Origin of the sequence: uncultured Mesonia sp., from assembly GCA_947499595.1 — a bacterium.
Lineage (GTDB): Bacteria > Bacteroidota > Bacteroidia > Flavobacteriales > Flavobacteriaceae > Mesonia > Mesonia sediminis.
The window spans coordinates 1-18,948 of record CANMOY010000006.1 but is presented as its reverse complement, the minus strand read 5'-3'; the positions used below and the strand labels follow the sequence as shown (position 1 = coordinate 18,948).

Sequence of the window (18,948 nt, the reverse complement as noted above, 5' to 3'; positions counted from 1 at the left end):
CACTCGTATTCTCAATTTTAGGACTTATTTTTATAGTAAATTGAAAAAAAGAATAATTATGAATATTAAACAATTTGAATATAAACCATTAGCTCATTACAGTTATGCTATTGTAAGCGATGGTAAGATGGCCGTTATAGATCCGGAAAGGAATCCAGAACAGTATTTTGAATTTGCCAAAGCCAATAATGCAGAAATAGTCGCAGTAATCGAGACCCACCCGCACGCCGATTTTGTGAGCTCACATTTAGAAATCCACAAAGCTACGGGGGCCACTATTTACAACAGCGAAAAACTAGGTGCAGACTACCCTCACGAGGCATTTGATGAAGGGGACAGCATAAGCTTGGGGAGTGTTAAGTTAAAGGCCATAAATACACCCGGGCACTCCCCCGATAGTATAACTATTGTGGCTACAGAAGAAAATGAAACAGCGCTATTTACAGGTGATACTCTATTTATAGGTGATGTTGGTCGGCCAGATTTGCGCGAAAAAGCGGGGAATATGAAGGCCAAGCGTGAGCAACTTGCCGAGATGATGTATGAAACCATTCAACATAAGTTCACAGATTTACCAGACGATGCAGTAGTTTATCCCGCACACGGTGCAGGTTCGCTTTGCGGAAAAAATATGAGCGATGCAGCGAGCAGTACACTTGGCAATGAACGTATGGGAAATTGGGCTTTTAAAAAGCAATCTAAAGAAGAGTTTATGGATACCCTACTCGACGGACAGCCTTTTATTCCGCATTATTTTGGCTTTGACGTAGATACCAATAAAGCAGGTGCAGAAGATTTGCAACCCTCTATTGCAAGGGTTCCTTTTACCGAAAATGCAACCGCCGAGGGTATAATTGTAGATACCCGCGATGAAGCTAGCTTTAAAAAAGGTCATTTAAAAGGTAGTATAAACATACAAGCAGTATCTGAAAACGCTAAATTCGAAACATGGCTCGGTTCTGTAATTAAACCAGAGGAGACCTTCACCTTGGTAATTGATAGCGCTGAGCATAAAGAGACTTTATTGCAACGCGTAGCCAAAATAAGTTATGAGAAATTGCTGGAGCAGGTTATTACCCTCTCAGATGAAAATTTAGAAAATACAGAACTATTAGATGTTACGGAATTCAAAGAAAATCTAGATCAATATACAATTGTTGACATACGCAATACGAGCGAGGTAGAAGAAGGTAAGTATTTTGAAAGTGCACTTAGTTATCCATTGAATGAATTAAGGGAAAAAGCCAGTGAAATACCAACCGATAAACCCATTGTTGTTCATTGTGCCGGCGGTTACCGCAGTGCTACCGGTAGCAGTATTCTTCAAAAAGAATTAGCAGGAACAAAGGTGTATGATTTGAGTGATGCGATACAACAATTCAAAGACTAAATCAAGGCCTATTGGTTATAGACTTTTAATAGGTAACCTGATGTTTTTTGTTTATAACCTTTATGTTGCCCCTTATTTTGGTTACCCTGATTATCCCGAAGAGCTAAGCTTTTCGGGATTTTTCATGTAAGCTGGAAGCCATTAGCTTCCAGCTTATAAAAATTCTACTTCAGGCTTTCTAAAAACTTCTTAAATTTTGGATCACTGTAATGGGCCATTCCGGTGTGAGTCAATGCCAAGTTACCTGCGGCATCGATAACATAGGTGGTTGGCAGTGCCGAAGATTGGAACATGGAGGGTAACTTACCCGCTGGTGCGAAAATAGGCAGGTTATAGCCTTTGCGTTTATCAAAAGCCTTGGCTTTCTCAAAATCTTTATCGAAGGAGAGCAGCACAAAAGCCACCTCATCTCCCATTTCTTCGTGTAAACTATTTATACTAGGCATTTCTGCAACACAAGGCGGACACCAAGTAGCCCAGAAATTTAGGAAAATCACTTTACCTTCAAACTCCTTCAGCGATCTCCTGTTGCCGGCTGCATCTATAAGATCTAGGTTGTAGTCTACTTTTTGAAGATTGCTCGCTTGAGATTTATCTTGTGTATTGGTCTGCTCTCTTTTTTCGGCAATTTCTTCAACATCTGGATTCATTAAACCCGTAGCCAGCACACCGCGTTGAGCAAATCCTATTATCTCGGTATGCCAACCAGTAGCGTACAAGATTAGGCCGACGACCGCAAAAATGGCATATTGCATCCACGTTTTCTTGGTACTCTTTTTATTTTTATTCTTTTGCATAGTGTTTATTTAAATTGGTAATCTGTTTTTGGTACGGTTGAAAATGAATTGACCCCTAGGTACTCACAATAGGCCCTTCCTTCTAAAGTTGGCGCAACAGGAGAATTTTTTCTTAGGTATTCTTCAACAACATCGTGAATGGTATAGTCTTTAACTTCAACATCTTTCACGTTGGGCATTCTACAAAGATTATCTATAGGATCGCCTGGACGAACACAAGCTGAGAGGGTATAGTATTTATCATCAATCATTGGCTCTCCATTTACCGTAATACTTTTTATACGTTTCCCTTTCTCATTTTGGCTATCAAAATCGACTTTCATTCCTGAGAACCGAACCAACCAACCCCCAAATCTCTCGGTAGGATTTTGTGCAAACGCATTGTGCATTTCTTTTTCTAGCCAATTTTTAATTTGTTTACCTGTAGCCCTTCCGGTTTTAACCTTTTCATTTACAGGCAACAAGTTCCATAAGTTAGCTCTTGTAATAGGTGCAGGCTGACCGTTCTCGGGCACGATAGGATTTCCGAATCTAAAGCCGTTAGAAATAGATATATCTGCTCCTGTTTTCCATCTAGCCGCATCGGTAATCATATTATCCATCGGGTTTTCAACGGTTAGATACCGGTAAATAGGCGTTTTGGTATATCCTACTACGGTTTCTAAATGCTCTTTATACGGTGCCTTGGCTTTTTCAACCAATTGTTGCATTTCTTTATCTGCTGGAAACACTTCAGGATCTACCTCTATTAACTCATACTCATCGCCTACCAGCTCGCCGTCTACAAAATGTAGTGTCAGCTTTCCTACAAACGAACCAAATGCTCCTGGCTCCGTTACTTTTGCATATTTTCCTTGTATGGGTTCGCGCACACGTTCGTGTGTATCATTCCCTAAAATATAGTCGACATTTTCGGCTATAGGATTATTGGCCAATTCTACTTGTTTAAAAATCCCTATATGGGTCACCAAGAAAAGTACATCTAATTTCTCTTTCTGCTTTAGCTCATCTATTTGTGATTTTAATTCTTTTGATAGACCGCTGAAAGCGATTCCCTCACTAAAAATTGGATTTTGACGAACGGGAACATCGGGATCATTAACACCCATAAAACCAATGCGTACACCTTCAATTTCTTTAACAGAATAAGCAGGAAAAAGCGGTTCTTTACTATTATCATGGTACATATTCTGGGCAATTACATCGGTATCATAAGCATTCATCACCTCTAGCATAATTTGCTTACCGTATACAACTTCCCAGTTACCAGGAATAATTACATCATACCCCATTTCTTTAATAAGTTGAGGCATTACATCGCCATTAGAAAGCGCCGTATATCCGCTCCCCTGAATTAAGTCACCGCCATCTACAATAAGCGTTTGGTTAGGGTTTTTTTGACGTTCTTGATCAAAAAGAGTTTTTATATTAGCCAGGCCACCCCGATTTTTAAAGACGATTTGCTCATTTTCCCAAAACAGTTCTGGATGGGTATCGAGCTGTCCGTGTATATCGGCAGTTTGTAACACGCTTATTTTCAAGGTGTCTTTTGCCGGGTGAGCACTCTTGGTTGTTTTAGATTTTTCGGCTTTGCAAGAAACGGCAAACACCGCAAAGGCTACTAAAATAATAGCCGGTACTATATTTTTATTTAATAATTTCATGATGATTCGTATTTGATTTATATAAACTTATGCTTAACAATAATTATAGATGCTTTTGTGAAGCTTATTCGGCTTAAGCCTATTGGCAATATTGCATCCGCTACTAAGCGAAAACTATTAATGTGTTATAATTACAATTTAGATTTAAATTTTATCAACCAGCGCTTGGCCAGGGGATATCGGAGTTAAATCGTCTATAAGACAACTTGTTAAAATATACCTACCTTATTTACAATCGTAAGAGCAACCACTTTACAAGCCTTAAATTTTCCTATATATTATTCAAAAGCCTTTTACTTATTTGCATTTTTCCTGCCTTTAGGCGAATAGTATTTTCGCCTATTGCTATTGACTAAACTTTACGGAAAAACGGATTTAAATAATTGGAAAAAGTTTATGCCCAGCGGGGAGGCGGAGAATCGTTTTCTAAGTAACGATAAAGTAAATCTGTGGGAAAGTAATTACCCAGGGCGGCAATGGGTTCTACCAAATTTGTTTCCCAGCTAAAAAGATCAAATTGAAATGGGGAAGTACAAATACTGCTTAGCGCAACCTCTTGCATAGCATTATTGTCTACCGACAAATAAGTTGCATCTTCGCTAGTTTTATTGGCTGCCCTTTCTTTTGCACAAAAAGTTTTTACCAGCTTAAACTCATTACCATTAAGTAATGTGTTTAATCCATTTGCCTCTACGGCGATGAATTTTACCACAAACACAAGGTTCAATAAAATGGATAAAACTGCTTTACTTTTCATATTGCTAGCAAATATAGCAGATTTTATGCAGGCGTTTTGTAACTAATGTTACCCAACTTCAAAAAAATTAAGAATAGTATGAGCTGCGAAAAAAAGTGATAGCATAATACGCTCTATTTCCCGATCTCTTTACCGATTAAAAAAACAAAAAACGACTTACTATTCTCTATGGCTTTACCTTAAATTTGAGTTTATAGTTCTATTCCAATCCGTTTTAAACTTGAAATTCTTAAAATTAAATTTTGACAATTGTAACTTTAGTTACTTACAAATTCATTTAAAAATACCATGTTTGTCAAAAATTGAAAAATGAACTTAATTTATGAACCTTGGCCTTGGTATGTAGCCGGGCCTTTGATTGCCTTAGTGATGTTTTTGTTATTATTTCTCGGCAAAAAATTTGGAATGTCGTCTAACCTACGTACCGCTTGTACCATCGCAGGTGCTGATAAAGCAGCAGACTTTTTTAAGTTTGACTGGAAAGCTGAGCGTTGGAATTTAATGTTGGCAGTAGGAGCTGCAATTGGTGGTTTTATTGCCTCTAATTACCTGAGTGATAATAAAGTTGAGATAAACCCAGCGGTGGCTGAGCAACTTGCTGAGGATTACCAGATAAACAGTGCGGGGGAAGCCTACTTACCAACCGAAATTTTTGCGACTGAGAACCTAAGCGACCCATCAAATATTTTGATATTGCTTTTAGGCGGATTGCTCGTTGGTTTTGGTGCGCGGTATGCAGGGGGTTGCACCTCTGGTCATTCTATTTCGGGAATGAGTAACCTTCAATTACCGTCACTTATCGCCACTATAGGTTTCTTTATAGGCGGCCTAATAATGGTACATTTATTATTTCCTTTAATCTTTTAAGCTATGCGTTACTTTATATATTTATTGGTTGGTATTTTCTTTGGCATTTTAATGTTTAAATCAGAGGCTGCCTCTTGGTTTCGTATTTATGAAATGTTTCAATTTGGCAGTTTTCATATGTATGGCATTATGGGTTCTGCTTTATTTATTGGGGTGATTGGGGTTCAAATTATCAAACGCAAAAACCTCAAACCTTTGGGGGGCGGCGAGATGAGTTTAAAACCCAAAGATAAAAGTATTGCCCGTTATTTAATAGGAGGTATATTATTTGGCTTAGGTTGGGCGCTCGCCGGTGCTTGTCCGGGCCCTATGTATGTATTGGCAGGAAGCGGTTATCTTTCTATTTTGATTGTTATAGTTGGTGCAATCGCTGGTACTTTTCTGTATGGCTTACTTAAAAACAAATTACCGCACTAGTAGGCCTACCTATTCGACTTAACAACAAGCAGCTGGTTTAAATTATAATCGAGCTGCTTGTTTTATTTTACGCCTTATATAAGCCTGGGCAGTACCGTTCTTACATATAAGGGTGAGTTGTCTGTAATTTGAACAGTTTGCGCACACCAATTGCTGGCAGAAGGCCCGACAACTTTGGAAAGATCGTCAACGCTGAAATTCAACGCCAAAGCATCAAAAGAACTGCTACATACGAATGATTACTATAGCTGTAGCGGATTAATATAGCGGCCTAAAGCAGTATTGCATCCAAACAGAATTACGAAAATTTCACACTGATGATTGAATAAGAAAAGAGCGTACAGGCAAGTGTTAAAACCAATAAGCAAATACGGTTACAGCCTTGCAGTCAAAATAAAAAAGACACTTTATCTTATTAAATATTATGTTAAAAGATTATATTTGAGGGTTTATAACGAGTTGTAGCACATTTGAAAAAAATATGAAAAAGTTTAAACCAACCCTAAGCATAACAATATTTCTTCTTATATTCAGTATTTCTTTTGGAGTTCACGCCCAAAACATTTTTGATGAAAAATTTGAAGGATGTAATACTGATAGATTTAGCACCGAAAAGGATTCAATAGAAGTTAAAGAAACTGATAAAGACTTAGTCTACGTTTTAGCGAATAATCTGGAAGAAGAAAATGTAAAGAAAATTAGAGGATTATTGAGTTGCCAAATCATAGTTGACTTAAATGGAAAATCTTGTCTTTTAAGTGTCGATAATGACACAAATATTCCGACTGAAAAGCTAAAACTTAAAAAAATAATTGACAAAAATCTGAACTGGGAAAAGCCGACTGAAAAAACTTCGGTGATAGTAGCTATTATGTTTTATGGAAAATCAGTTGAGAAAAAAAGAATTGGAATGAGTAGTGAAAGGGGATTCCACCAAATAGAATAAAAACGAATGAAAAAAATAATTCCAATTCTGACTTTAATGTTCATTACATCTTGTGACCCAGGAGTTGTAAATAAGTATGTAGTTGAAAACAGAACTGAATCTGATTTAGAAATTGAATCAATACTGGAATATGGTAAAAGAAAAATAACCGAAAAAGATTCTGTGAAAACGATTGAATTAAAACCAAATATGGAATCAATAATTACAAAATACGGAGAAATTGGAAATGCTCACGACAAAGGAAATAATTTCCTCAATGGAATTGACACAATAATTATAAAAAAAATAAACGGAAAATTGACTAAAGATATATTTGATCGAAAAAATTGGAAATATAAAGTGTTGAAAAGTGGACTTTTTGCAATGGACGAGGTTGAATATAAACTGATATTAAACGAAAATAATTTTAGATAAAAAAAACATGCTACAACAGCGCATATAGTTTATGGCGGAATTAGTAACAAACCCAAAATTTTTGTACTTTTAGAAACGTAAAACCTTAACCGAAAAAATTACGCTTTTTTCTCCGCCACAAACCATATACGCAAACCGTTGGCAACAAGCTGTGAAATTCGTGAAAGCAAGAAAATTAGAGGTTTAAATTGATAATTTTGTATCTTTGATAAAAAGCTAATAAAATGGATTTACAAACAAGAAAATTAGAACTTATTCAAGAGTTTTTAAAGATTCAAAGTGAAGATGTAATTTCACGTCTTGAAAAAATCCTTAGAAAAGAAAACAAGAATTTTAATAATGATGATTTTAAACCAATGACAATAGAGGAGTTTAATTCTCGAATTGACAAATCTATGGAAGATTCAATAAATGATCGACTAATAGAATCTAGCGAATTAAAAGCCAAGATTGATAAATGGAATTAAATTATTTTGAACTGATTTTTCTCAAAATGAACTTGAAAAAATTTATCAATATCATCGAGAAAAAGCAGGAATTCGAATAGCAAAAAAACTCGTTAACGGTATTTATAATGAAACTTTAAAATTAAAAAGGCAACCAGAAATTGGACAAGCCGAAGAACTTCTTAAAAACAGAAATCAAGGGTTTAGATATCTAATCTACAAAAACTATAAAATTATTTATTGGATTAACAAGGAAGAGAATAGAATTGAAATAAATGATGTTTTTGATACTCGCCAAAATCCAATAAAAATAGGACGAAAAAAATAAAAGCCAGTTGCCAATCGAGTGGATGGCTCCGCCTTCAAATGACGGAGTGCACCCCTCACACCACCGTACGTGCGGGTCTCGCATACGGCGGTTCACAACCCATCTTTCCAATCGTTCTTTACACCCATTGAAACTATTCCATACTTTATGAATAGGCTACAGATTTTCTTGGGAATCGGTCACCCAATTAATGAAAATCAATGCTCCCATTCTAATTTTTGGAATGACTGCGTTCGGTACTTCCCCACCCGTGAGACCTATGCAGTTTTCTGCACCTTGATTCCTGCCAGATCTACTGCTCTGGTTTCCATTTCAAAAGAAATGTTTAGGACATCACAATGATGTGCTTGCTCATCCAACCTTGTAGCCTCATATCTGGTTCCTGTTCGTCAGTACCAGGGTTTGTAGTCCTGCTTCCTTCACTTCCTGTCTCGCAACAGACAAGCTTGCAGCTTACTAATGGTTCAAGGCGTCGCCCCTGCCCATAAGGGACTTGCACCCTATAGATTAATATCATATCTTCGATATGATAAAGATGCCCATGCTGGGCACACACAAAGTATAACAACAATTGCGGTTTTATGTCCTGCGGACACAACCGCCCAAGCATAAAAGTCAGGAATTTTAGCTATCTTAGTTTTCAAACAATCCGCAACTGATTGTTATACAAACACGTTATGCCACATTAAAACAGCATTTTCGGTCAAAAAGGACTGACCATCCATTCTTATGTGAGTGATGTCGTTTCAATAAATCCATCACAATATTTTAATTAAAAGATAATAATCTAGCTTTCAAAAAAAATGAGAGTATAAAAATTTTAAGATGAAGAATCGAAAATTAAATTTGAGCCTAATACTATAAGGCATTGTATTATTTCTTGGCTATTAAAGAGATGAAGTTTTGAACAACGAAGTAAACAGTTTAGAAAAAAACGGGCAATTAGAAGATGTTAATAGGTTTCAAACTTCTGAGGAATACGATATGCAAACCAATTCAACAGAAGGTTGGTACTTTGATATTATCAATTCAAACAATGCTATTGCTGAATTTAATGCATTGTCAAATGAAGAAAAGGCGAATTTTTGGGTTATCAAATACAATATATTTGAAGAAAATTCCCAACTTTCCGATGAACAAATGCAGTATTTGAATATTTTATCTAGTTTTGTTCACGACGCCCATCTTAATCAAAACTACAATGAATATGAATTTAATGTATTGAATAAACACATTCTTGCGGTGTTCGAGCCTAATCAAGTAATCGACTTAATATATTACCTCGACACCCCGTCATTAGGTGTCGAACCCAATGCGTGCTTTTGGTGCAATGAAATTTCCAATCCAGGACCTTGCACTATAAGAGAAAGACCACAAGGCGGATACTATTTGGCAAGAACTGCAACTGTAAAAAAATATCGTTTTGGCATCTCCTTGGGTGGAGGACAAGAGGTAGAGGTTCCATGTTCTTGGGAAGAATGGGTTGCTGAGGGCTAAATGTATTAAATTTAATCACTTCTCCCACAATTTGTGGGAGAAGTAAAATAATTATTATGAACAAACTCACTATATTGGTTTTATTGTTTTTTTTATTTAAGGTCAACTTGACAACAGCGCAAAAATATTATTATTTTTTAACGAGCAATGATTTAGATACAATCTCAAATTACAGTCTTAAGCTATATGATCATACCAATACAAAAACATACCTTCCAAATAAAAATAATAGTGTCACAGTTGACTTAGAAAAAATTAACAAAGCTGACTCTATTGTTTTGCATTTTGATTATTGGTACAAAGAAAAAATTCAGAAGAAAAAATTCAACAAAAATACAATCTATTTAAACAAGCAATTATATTTGGATGAAGTTGTAATAAAAAAAGAAACTAAGACAATAGGCACATTTAATAAAAATTTCAGAGGAATAAAATCAAACTACGGGATTGGTAATTTGATAAGTTTTAATTTAGAACAAGCCAAAAAAATTGAAAGTTTCAATATATTGATCTTTAAAAACAAAGTTGAAAACTCGGTATTTATTCCCGTCTTATTTATGGCAGATAGTATTGATGATCCCAATAAAATACACCTTTACCCAAAGGGAAAGTCATTTGTTTTGCATGAAAAATTTAAAAAAAAATGGGTCAATATACCCATAAAGAAATATTCGTCAAAAATGAAGTCCAAAATTTTTGCTGGTCGAATAGCTGAAAACTCAAATATTGTATTTGGTGTTGCTCGTGCTAAAAAAAACACATTTTTAGATTGCTACCTTGGAAACAGTAAAAATGTAAAAAAAATATGGCAGAAATATATTTATAGGGAAGAAGACTTTTATACCCTTGCGATAAAAATAAAAATAGTAAAGTAAAAAACGTGGCATAATAACTAAGCGTTCCCCAATGAAAAATCGGGGCAAGCTGTGTGGCCGGTACGGCCCGTCCCGACTTCTTTTTTCGGGAGCCTAACATGAACGCCGTGTTGACTAACCCGGCTGTTTTTCGGTTGGTACTATGGGGTTTAATCTATTGCTGTGCTGCTCTTTTAGAGATGATTAGCCACATTTCTTTTCTTAGCGGTAGACTTAGTATACCCAAAAAGCTTATAAATTGCACCTCTTTGCGTATTGAATGGTTTATTGCTATCACTTTATGCGGTTTTTCTCGATTTTGGGGTGTAGCATTCTATTACGTCTTGAAGAATCGTTTTTTATTATCATTTAATTTTGTTTTTTGAGGCGTTCAATCCAATATTCTGGTGGCCCACGTGCGGTAAAAACGTAGAGGGTCACTAGTTTCCCTTTTTTACATAAAGGGCTAAAGTACTCCAAGTGAAAGACTCATCCATCATTCCGATAGAGGTTTTCAATACTGTAACCCTAAATACACCCAATTTGCTGAAAAAAATAATATTGTTATGAGTATGACCGAACAGTATGATCCCTTTGAAACGCAGTTGCAGAGCGAATTAACAGAACCCTTAAATATGAATATGGACTAAAACAAACGATTAAAAACACCGAATTAGCGCAGAAAATGACAGCACAAGCAGTGTATATTTACAATAACCTAAGAACACATTTTAGCCTAGATTTAAGAAAGCCAGCTGAAGTCCACAAAAATCCAACGATCAAATACAGATCCTATCGAAGAAATAATGTAAATTTACCTGAACTTACTATCTAAAAGTAGTAGTTAATCAACCAAAAAAGACCGTAAAAAAGGTCAACCTATTTCAGTATAATGCATCAACTAGATGAATATCAATAAATTAAAATATTAATGAAAAAGCAACTTTTATTTCTTTTAATAACAATTTTAAGCTTTAATTGCCATGCACAAATTTCTTTTGAGAAAGGATATTACATTGATAACAACAATCAAAAGACTCATTGTTTAATCAAAAATATTGATTGGAAAAGTAATCCAACTGAATTTAAATATAAAATATCTGAAAATAGCGAATCGAAAAAGAAAACTATAGCATCAATTAAAGAATTTGGAATTGATAATATTTCAAAATATGTCAGAAGTAGTGTAAACCTTGACAGGTCTAGTGAGGACATCAATAAATTAAGTTATGATAGAAACCCTATATTTAAAGAAGAAAAACTATTTTTAAAGGTATTAGTTGAGGGAAAAGCAAATTTGTATCTATTTGAAGATGGAGCTTTAAGAAGATACTTTTTCAATAAAGGAAATTCAGCAATTGAGCAATTAGTTTTCAAATCTTACAGAACCTCGGACAATAAAATCGGTAAGAATAATAGATTTAAGAATCAACTTTGGAATAGCCTAAAATGTCCAAATTTGAAAATAAACAAATTTGAAAATCTAGATTATCAAAAAAATGAACTAATTGATATTTTTGTAGAATACAACGAATGTAACAATGAAAAATACATCAATTATGAAAAAAAAACAGAAAAAAGACTTATTTAATTTAAGTATTCGACCTGGTCTTAATAGTTCTTCTCTTTCAATACAAAATAGTGCCTCAAGTTTAAGAGACACAGATTTTGATAACGAGTTAGGATTTAGATTTGGTGTTGAGGCAGAATTTATTATGCCTTTTAATAAAAATAAATGGTCATTTATAATTGAGCCAACATATCAATATTTTAAATCGGAAAAAGAAAAAACAAATCAGAAGGTTAAAGCTGACTATAAGTCAATTGAAATACCTGTTGGTATAAGGTATTATTTTTTCCTAAATGAGAATTCTAAAATTTTTATTAATAGCTCATTCATTTTTGATTTAAGTAGTAATTCAATTATTGATTTTAGTTCTGGAACAGATTTAGAAATCAAAACAAGAAATAACTTAGCATTAGGTATAGGTTATAAAAATAATGATAAGTATAGTTTAGAATTGAGATATCAGACAAGTAGAGAAATTTTAAGCAATTATATTTTTTGGCATTCTGATTATCATACAGTATCGGTAATATTTGGGTATTCTATATTTTAAAAAACACCCGAGAACAAAGAACTGAGGTAAAAACCAACTTTTTTCTATCTTAAATTTGAGACTTAATTAGCCTGTTTTATATACTTTTATTTACTTTTATTTTATATCTATCTTTTTGCCAGAATAGAAACATATTTTTCATCATAAGGCAATCCTGATTTAGCTATAGCGAAGGCTTGTTTTAAAAGCTTATTGACCACTGCAATCAACGCCAGTTTCTTGCTTTCACCCCCCGCTGCTGCGCGATTGCATCGCCTTGTTCTTCTAACCTTTTAAACCAGAGCAGCCTAGACGGGGTAATGTTGACCCTTCCAGATTTTATGCCCAATAACCGTGTTCAACTTTAACCAGTAAAATATGGTGTTAAAAGTGTATATTTGGGATGATATAACGAGCTGTGCACCATTTCACCATAACAAAATATAAGAATATGAAAAAAATATTATTTACTTTGTTCTGCTTTTTCGCAATTACTTCATTTTCTTACGCCCAAGAAAACGATAAAAGTAAATTCAGTTATGGTTTAAACTTTGGTTTCGGAAATTCAGCACTCGAAAACAATCAAATTGGAGTTCTTGACGGTAATCTACTCGCAATTAAATTTAATGTCGACTATGATTTTAGCAGCAACTCAAGGACTAAACTTACATCAGGACTTGAGGCTTTAGAATTTAATTCTAATTTTTTTAATGGAACTAATCAAAGTCGTCTAAAAAACGAATACCTGCAAATACCCTTAAAATTGACCCACAGAGTGAATTTAGAAAAGGAAGAGAAATTAAAGTTAGTAATTGGAATAGGTGGATATGCGAACTTTTTGTTACGTTCAAGAATATTAGAATTGGCAAAAGAAATTGACACAAAAAGTGGCGGATTTAACTTAGGGTTTGGCATTTCGACAGGATTAGATTATGATTTAAGCGAAAACACGACTGTTAAACTTATTTTTGATATTATGAACGAAACAGATAGCATTAAAAACAATGGATACGAACAAAAACAAATAGAAATTTATTTAATTGGGTTAGGATTTTCAACAAGTTTCTAAAAATTACTACTACCAATAACTAAGCGTTCGTGTGGCCGGTACGGCCCAACATGAACGCCGTGTTGACTAACCCGGCTGTTTGTCGGTTGGTACTATGGGGATTAATCTATTGCTGTGCTGCTCTTTTAGAGATGATTAGCCACATGTCTTTTCTTAGCGGCAGACTTAGGATACCCAAAAAGCTTATAAATTGCACCTCTTTGCGTATTGAATGGTTTATTGCTATCACTTTATGCGGTTTTTCTTGATTTTGGGGTGTAGCATTCTATTACGTCTTGAAGAGTCGTTTTTTATTATCATTTAATTTTGTTTTTTAAGTCGTTCAATCCAATATTCTGGTGGCCCCCGCTGCTGCGCAATTGGATCGCAGGCTTCTAGCCTTTTGAACCAGAGCAGTCTAGACAGAGTAATCGCAATAACCGTGTTCAACTTTAACCAGTATAAAATTGTTTTAAAAGCGTATATTTGAGTTGGTGTAACGAGTTAGCACTAATTTGAAAAACGTCTATGAAAAAGAGTTTAATAATATTGATAATAATTGCTTTTGCGTTTCAAAGTTGCGAAAAGGAAGATGATTTAATAAGTCAAAACTGTGAAGCAGATTGTACTGAAATAGTTGGAAAATTGATGACTGACGATGGAACTACACCAATAACAAATCAGAAAATTACTGTTGTCTGGGACAATACAAGCTTAGGATTCGGAACAGTAAGAACAAAAGCGACTGCAAGAACTGACTCAAATGGCGACTTTAGTATAAGTTTCTTTATGCGAGACGACGAATTAGAAAGCGGAATTCATAGAATGAGATTTGATAGACTTAATGAAAATGAATTTCTTCGTTCAGATTTGAATGGAATGCCATCAATTCAATCTGTTCGGGATACTTTGGTTGTTCGGAATCATAATGTTGTTAAGAAAGCTTTTGTGAATTTAACTCTATTAAATCTTGACGACATCCAAGGTAGTGACCAACTTTGGACAAATTTTGAATATCCACGACCCTCAGGTTTTTCTCAAACTATCGATGGCAATATAAGAGGTTGGACAAACGAGTTTGACAGCAATCAATTATTGGAAACAGCAGGAAATCAACCAGTGGTTATTGAAATTGTACGTAAAATTAACGATATAACAACGAGAGAAAACGACACGCTATTTATCGATGCAGGAACAACTTTGGATTACACAGTTGATTTTAATAATTAAAAAACTACTGGCAATAATAATAACTAAGCGTTCGTGTGGCCGGTACAGCCTGTCCCGACTTCTTTTTTCGGGAGCCTAACATGAACGCCGTGTTGACTAACCCGGCTGTTTGTCGGTTGGTACTATGGGGATTAATCTATTGCTGTGCAGCTCTTTTAGAGATGATTAGCAAGATTTCTTTTCTTAGCGGTAGACTTAGGATAACCAAAAAGCTTATAAATTGCACCTCTTTGCGTATTGATTGGTTTATTGGTATCACTTTATGCGGTTTTTCTTGATTTTGGGGTGTAGCATTCTATTACCTCTTGAAGAATCGTTTTTTATTATCATTTAATTTTGTTTTTTGAGTCGTTCAATCCAATATACTGGAGGTTCACTATAGGCATTCCCTTTTTTGGGAAGTCTATATCCGGCTATGGCTATTAAAAATAGAAAATACTCCAATGAAAAATTGATTCACCACTCTAACAGAAGTTTTCAATACTGTAACCCCAAATACACCCAATTTGCTGAAAAAAAATATTATTATTATTATGAGTATGACAGAATAGTATCCTCCCTATAAAAACGCAGTTGCAATGCGAATTAACAAAACCCTTAAATATGAATATGGACTAAAACAAACGATTAAAAACACCGAATTAGCGCAGAATATGACTGCATAAGCAGTGTATATTTACAATAACCTAAGTACACATTTTAGCCTGGATTTAAGAAAGCCAGCTGAAGTCCACAAAAATCCAACGATCAAATACAGATCCTATCGAAGAAATAATGTAAATTTACCTGAACTTACTATCTAAAAGTAGTAGTTAATCAACCAAAAAAGACCGTAAAAAAGGTCAACCTATTTCAGTATAATGCAGTTGGTATTTTGATATTATCAATTCAAACAATGCTATTGCTGAATTTAATGCATTGTCCAATGAAGAAAAGGCGAATTTTTGGGTTATCAAATACAATATATTTGAAGAAAATTCCCAACTTTCCGATGAACAAATGCAGTATTTGAATATTTTATCTAGTTTTGTTCACGACGCCCATCTTAATCAAAACTACAATGAATATGAATTTAATGTATTGAATAAACACATCCTTGCGGTGTTCGAGCCTAATCAAGTAATCAACTTAATATATTACCTCGACACCCCGTCAATAGGTGTCGAACCCAATGCGTGCTTTTGGTGCAATGAAATTTCCAATCCAGGACCTTGTGAAACAAAAGAAAGACCTCAAGGCGGTTATTACCTGGCAAGAAATGCCACGGTCAAAAAATATCGTTTTGGCATTGCTATGGGAGGAGGTTCAGTTGAAGTTCCTTGCACTTGGCAAGAATGGGTCGCAGAAGGATAAATATTTTGAATGAACATAACCTCTCGGATATATTGTCGGAGAGGTTAAAAATTTTTTAATTATGAACAAATATTTTTTGTTGGTTTTTCTGTTTCTTTTATTAACGTTCAACTTGGTAAGCGCGCAAAAGCACTATTATTTTGTTTCCAATAATGATTTTGACACCATCTCTAATTACAAACTTAAAGTATACAACCAAACCGACCCAATAATATATCTTCCTGGAAAAAATAATGCGCTTGACCTGAGCCTAGAAAAGATTGAAAAAGCCGACTCCATTGTTTTGTATTTTGATTATTGGTATCAAGAAAAAATTCCTAAAAGAAAATTTGATAAAAATCTAATTTATATAAATAAGCAATTGTATTTGGAGGAAGTGGTAGTGGAAAAAAAAGAAACTAAGACAATAGGCACATTTAATAAAAATACTAAAGGCATAAACACGCAAAATTCTCGTGGCGATATAGTGAGTTTCGAATTAAAACAACCCATAGAGATTGAAAGTTTCAGCATTTTAATTCACAAAAATAAAGTTGAAAATTCGGTATTTGTACCAGTTTTGTTTTTAGCGGATAGTCTTTATGATCCCAACAAAATATATGTATATCCTAAAGGAAAACTGCTCACCCTCAAAGATAAATTCAGGAAAGCATGGATAAACATACCCCTAGAGAAGTATGCGGGAAAAATGAAATCACAAATATTCGCCGGGTATATTGCCAAAAGTTCAAATATTGTATTTGGTGTTGCTCGTGCTAAAAAAAACACATTTTTGGAAGCTTATCTTGGTAGCACTAGAAATGTAAAAGAAATGTGGAATAAATATATTTCTAGAGAAGAAAATTTTTATGTTCCCGCGGTAAGAATCCAATTAAAAAAATAGAAAAACGTGGCATAATAACTAAGCGTTCCCCAATGAAAAATCGGGGCAAGCTGTGTGGCCAGTAAGGCTTGCATGAAGGTCTAGTTATTAGACACTATGCTACAATTTGGTTAATGGCTAGGTTTTGAAGGCTGCTGCATTTTTAAAGGAAATTTATTACTTGCAATTGTTTAACTCCGCCGTGCTCCGTTGATTCTCGAGACTGGGACCGTTTTCTACACAAAGTTTTGTTATTCGGGCTATGGCCTGGTCACTGGAGGTAGAACAGGTCTTTAGAATTCAATCCTAGTTTGGTTGTGGATTGGTAGTAAAGTATTCCCTTAAATCTTTTTCAGTCTTTAACTGGTGAGTTTCAATCCTAGTTTGGTTGTGGATTGGTAGTAAAGGCACGGGCACTGTGCGTTAAGTGCTCCAAGATTGCAGTTTCAATCCTAGTTTGGTTGTGGATTGGTAGTAAAGCCGCTCGACCTGGAATGGGTAAAACAGCGTTAATGCTGTTTCAATCCTAGTTTGGTTGTGGATTGGTAGTAAAGTAAGTTTTAGGGAGTTCACCGTCCGCTGAAATAGTGTTTCAATCCTAGTTTGGTTGTGGATTGGTAGTAAAGAGTATTGTTTAAAAAATAATTTTTGAAACCATATTTGTTTCAATCCTAGTTTGGTTGTGGATTGGTAGTAAAGGACCCGATCCAAAGTTTCCAAAGCTCTATTTGCATGAGTTTCAATCCTAGTTTGGTTGTGGATTGGTAGTAAAGCCCAACAGAGCAAGCGCAAATAGCAGGGAGTTCTGGTTTCAATCCTAGTTTGGTTGTGGATTGGTAGTAAAGATCTTTTTTGATATACCCCTTTATTTTACTAGGCGGTTTCAATCCTAGTTTGGTTGTGGATTGGTAGTAAAGGCTGAACTTGGCTCACATTGCTATTACCTACTTGGTGTTTCAATCCTAGTTTGGTTGTGGATTGGTAGTAAAGGCGGCACATTACCGCAAGTGATTTGTTACACAAACAGTTTCAATCCTAGTTTGGTTGTGGATTGGTAGTAAAGCAAATATCCCTATAAATATCCCTATTATAGATTCGTGTTTCAATCCTAGTTTGGTTGTGGATTGGTAGTAAAGAGTTATTCTGTTTATTTCATAGCTTTCTACTTCGTAGTTTCAATCCTAGTTTGGTTGTGGATTGGTAGTAAAGTACGCTTGTCTACCATTTGCTAACTCGATAAGCCTAAGTTTCAATCCTAGTTTGGTTGTGGATTGGTAGTAAAGATAGGTATGTAGGCAGCCCTACCAACTCAGCGATAAGTTTCAATCCTAGTTTGGTTGTGGATTGGTAGTAAAGTACTTGAAGTTATTTGCAGCAGATTCAAACGTAATGTTTCAATCCTAGTTTGGTTGTGGATTGGTAGTAAAGTTTATCTCAATATGAGTTTCAACACCTGCACTGTTGGTTTCAATCCTAGTTTGGTTGTGGATTGGTAGTAAAGTTTTCAGATTGTTCTTTTTGCTCTTTTTCCATTGCCTGTTTCAATCCTAGTTTGGTTGTGGATTGGTAGTAAAGCTAAAGCATTGATACCTTTATCAATCATATAGAACAGTTTCAATCCTAGTTTGGATGTGGATTGGTAGTAAAGCTTTAGGTTGTTAAGTATTTCTTCTTGCTCTCTTAGGTTTCAATCCTAGTTTGGTTGTGGATTGGTAGTAAAGCTTCTCCTATCTGCACACTACTTTTTGAACTTCCGAGTTTCAATCCTAGTTTGGTTGTGGATTGGTAGTAAAGTCTTTCTGTTGTTTTGTGAGAATTTTCTCACTGTAAGTTTCAATCCTAGTTTGGTTGTGGATTGGTAGTAAAGATTCGATTAAACAAGCGTCTAATAAAATAACTTCGGTTTCAATCCTAGTTTGGTTGTGGATTGGTAGTAAAGTGATTTTCTTTAAGTTTTTCAAGGACTTGTTTAGCAGTTT

17 protein-coding genes, 3 pseudogenes and 1 CRISPR repeat array are annotated in these 18,948 nt (G+C 34.9%); of the genes and pseudogenes, 16 read left to right on the top strand and 4 right to left on the bottom strand.

The features are described from left to right. Positions 1–58 precede the first annotated feature (58 nt). Complete coding sequence (locus ACH2AZ_RS08305) at positions 59–1,390, top strand: rhodanese-like domain-containing protein (RefSeq protein ID WP_394907463.1); 1,332 nt, start codon at positions 59–61, stop codon at positions 1,388–1,390. Between the two features lie 164 nt (positions 1,391–1,554). Here the strand turns inward: ACH2AZ_RS08305 and ACH2AZ_RS08300 are convergent, their stop codons facing one another. The 3 genes from ACH2AZ_RS08300 to ACH2AZ_RS08290 form a co-directional block, all read right to left on the bottom strand. Beyond that, on the bottom strand, positions 1,555–2,187 hold the full coding sequence (locus ACH2AZ_RS08300) for a TlpA family protein disulfide reductase (RefSeq protein WP_394907462.1): 633 nt from the start codon (positions 2,185–2,187) through the stop codon (positions 1,555–1,557). A 5-nt stretch (positions 2,188–2,192) separates the two neighbouring features. Further along, positions 2,193–3,851, bottom strand: coding sequence for a bifunctional metallophosphatase/5'-nucleotidase (locus ACH2AZ_RS08295; RefSeq protein WP_394907461.1), 1,659 nt, complete (start codon positions 3,849–3,851; stop codon positions 2,193–2,195). A gap of 394 nt (positions 3,852–4,245) precedes the next feature. Further along, positions 4,246–4,608: a hypothetical protein gene (locus ACH2AZ_RS08290; protein WP_394907460.1), complete on the bottom strand. Its 363-nt coding sequence runs from the start codon at positions 4,606–4,608 to the stop codon at positions 4,246–4,248. 309 nt (positions 4,609–4,917) lie between these two features. Here ACH2AZ_RS08290 and ACH2AZ_RS08285 point away from each other — a divergent pair, with 309 nt between their 5' ends. From ACH2AZ_RS08285 to ACH2AZ_RS08235, 11 genes and pseudogenes are all read left to right on the top strand, one after another. Continuing rightward, a complete protein-coding gene (locus ACH2AZ_RS08285; protein WP_394907459.1) occupies positions 4,918–5,475 on the top strand; it encodes a YeeE/YedE family protein in 558 nt (185 codons plus the stop codon). A gap of 3 nt (positions 5,476–5,478) precedes the next feature. After that, on the top strand, positions 5,479–5,892 hold the full coding sequence (locus tag ACH2AZ_RS08280; protein WP_394907458.1) for a DUF6691 family protein: 414 nt from the start codon (positions 5,479–5,481) through the stop codon (positions 5,890–5,892). A gap of 481 nt (positions 5,893–6,373) precedes the next feature. Further along, on the top strand, positions 6,374–6,838 hold the full coding sequence (locus tag ACH2AZ_RS08275; protein WP_394907457.1) for a hypothetical protein: 465 nt from the start codon (positions 6,374–6,376) through the stop codon (positions 6,836–6,838). A gap of 6 nt (positions 6,839–6,844) precedes the next feature. Beyond that, complete coding sequence (locus ACH2AZ_RS08270) at positions 6,845–7,252, top strand: hypothetical protein (RefSeq protein ID WP_394907456.1); 408 nt, start codon at positions 6,845–6,847, stop codon at positions 7,250–7,252. 224 nt (positions 7,253–7,476) lie between these two features. Further along, a complete protein-coding gene (locus ACH2AZ_RS08265) occupies positions 7,477–7,719 on the top strand; it encodes a hypothetical protein (RefSeq protein WP_379046666.1) in 243 nt (80 codons plus the stop codon). Positions 7,720–7,753: 34 nt separating this feature from the next. After that, positions 7,754–8,026, top strand: a pseudogene (locus ACH2AZ_RS08260) (type II toxin-antitoxin system RelE/ParE family toxin); the annotation flags it as partial. 903 nt (positions 8,027–8,929) lie between these two features. Next, a complete protein-coding gene (locus ACH2AZ_RS08255; RefSeq protein WP_394907455.1) occupies positions 8,930–9,523 on the top strand; it encodes a hypothetical protein in 594 nt (197 codons plus the stop codon). Positions 9,524–9,579: 56 nt separating this feature from the next. Further along, positions 9,580–10,398, top strand: a complete 819-nt coding sequence (locus ACH2AZ_RS08250; protein ID WP_394907454.1) for a hypothetical protein — start codon at positions 9,580–9,582, stop codon at positions 10,396–10,398. A 589-nt stretch (positions 10,399–10,987) separates the two neighbouring features. After that, positions 10,988–11,212, top strand: a pseudogene (locus ACH2AZ_RS08245) (integrase core domain-containing protein); the annotation flags it as partial. A gap of 96 nt (positions 11,213–11,308) precedes the next feature. Then, entirely contained in the window at positions 11,309–11,968 is a 660-nt protein-coding gene (locus tag ACH2AZ_RS08240) for a hypothetical protein (RefSeq protein ID WP_394907453.1), read from the top strand. Further along, positions 11,937–12,497 carry an outer membrane beta-barrel protein gene (locus ACH2AZ_RS08235; RefSeq protein WP_394907452.1) on the top strand — a complete coding sequence of 187 codons (561 nt, stop codon included), beginning with the start codon at positions 11,937–11,939 and terminating at the stop codon, positions 12,495–12,497. Before ACH2AZ_RS08240 ends, ACH2AZ_RS08235 begins: the two co-directional genes overlap by 32 nt. A 107-nt stretch (positions 12,498–12,604) precedes the next feature. Here the strand turns inward: ACH2AZ_RS08235 and ACH2AZ_RS08230 are convergent. Continuing rightward, positions 12,605–12,742 (bottom strand): annotated as a pseudogene (locus tag ACH2AZ_RS08230) (IS110 family transposase); the annotation flags it as partial. A 185-nt stretch (positions 12,743–12,927) separates the two neighbouring features. Between ACH2AZ_RS08230 and ACH2AZ_RS08225 the strand changes: the two are divergent. From ACH2AZ_RS08225 to ACH2AZ_RS08210, 4 genes are all read left to right on the top strand, one after another. Beyond that, entirely contained in the window at positions 12,928–13,545 is a 618-nt protein-coding gene (locus ACH2AZ_RS08225) for an outer membrane beta-barrel protein (RefSeq protein WP_394907451.1), read from the top strand. A gap of 507 nt (positions 13,546–14,052) precedes the next feature. Beyond that, a complete protein-coding gene (locus tag ACH2AZ_RS08220) occupies positions 14,053–14,754 on the top strand; it encodes a hypothetical protein (RefSeq protein ID WP_394907450.1) in 702 nt (233 codons plus the stop codon). A gap of 918 nt (positions 14,755–15,672) precedes the next feature. Then, on the top strand, positions 15,673–16,107 hold the full coding sequence (locus tag ACH2AZ_RS08215) for a hypothetical protein (RefSeq protein WP_394907449.1): 435 nt from the start codon (positions 15,673–15,675) through the stop codon (positions 16,105–16,107). A 61-nt stretch (positions 16,108–16,168) separates the two neighbouring features. After that, the gene (locus ACH2AZ_RS08210; protein WP_394907448.1) at positions 16,169–16,990 is read left to right on the top strand and encodes a hypothetical protein; all 822 of its coding nucleotides are present in this window, start codon (positions 16,169–16,171) and stop codon (positions 16,988–16,990) included. Positions 16,991–17,266: 276 nt separating this feature from the next. Beyond that, positions 17,267–18,908: a CRISPR direct-repeat array (repeat unit 37 nt; unit sequence GTTTCAATCCTAGTTTGGTTGTGGATTGGTAGTAAAG). Positions 18,909–18,948: the final 40 nt, after the last annotated feature.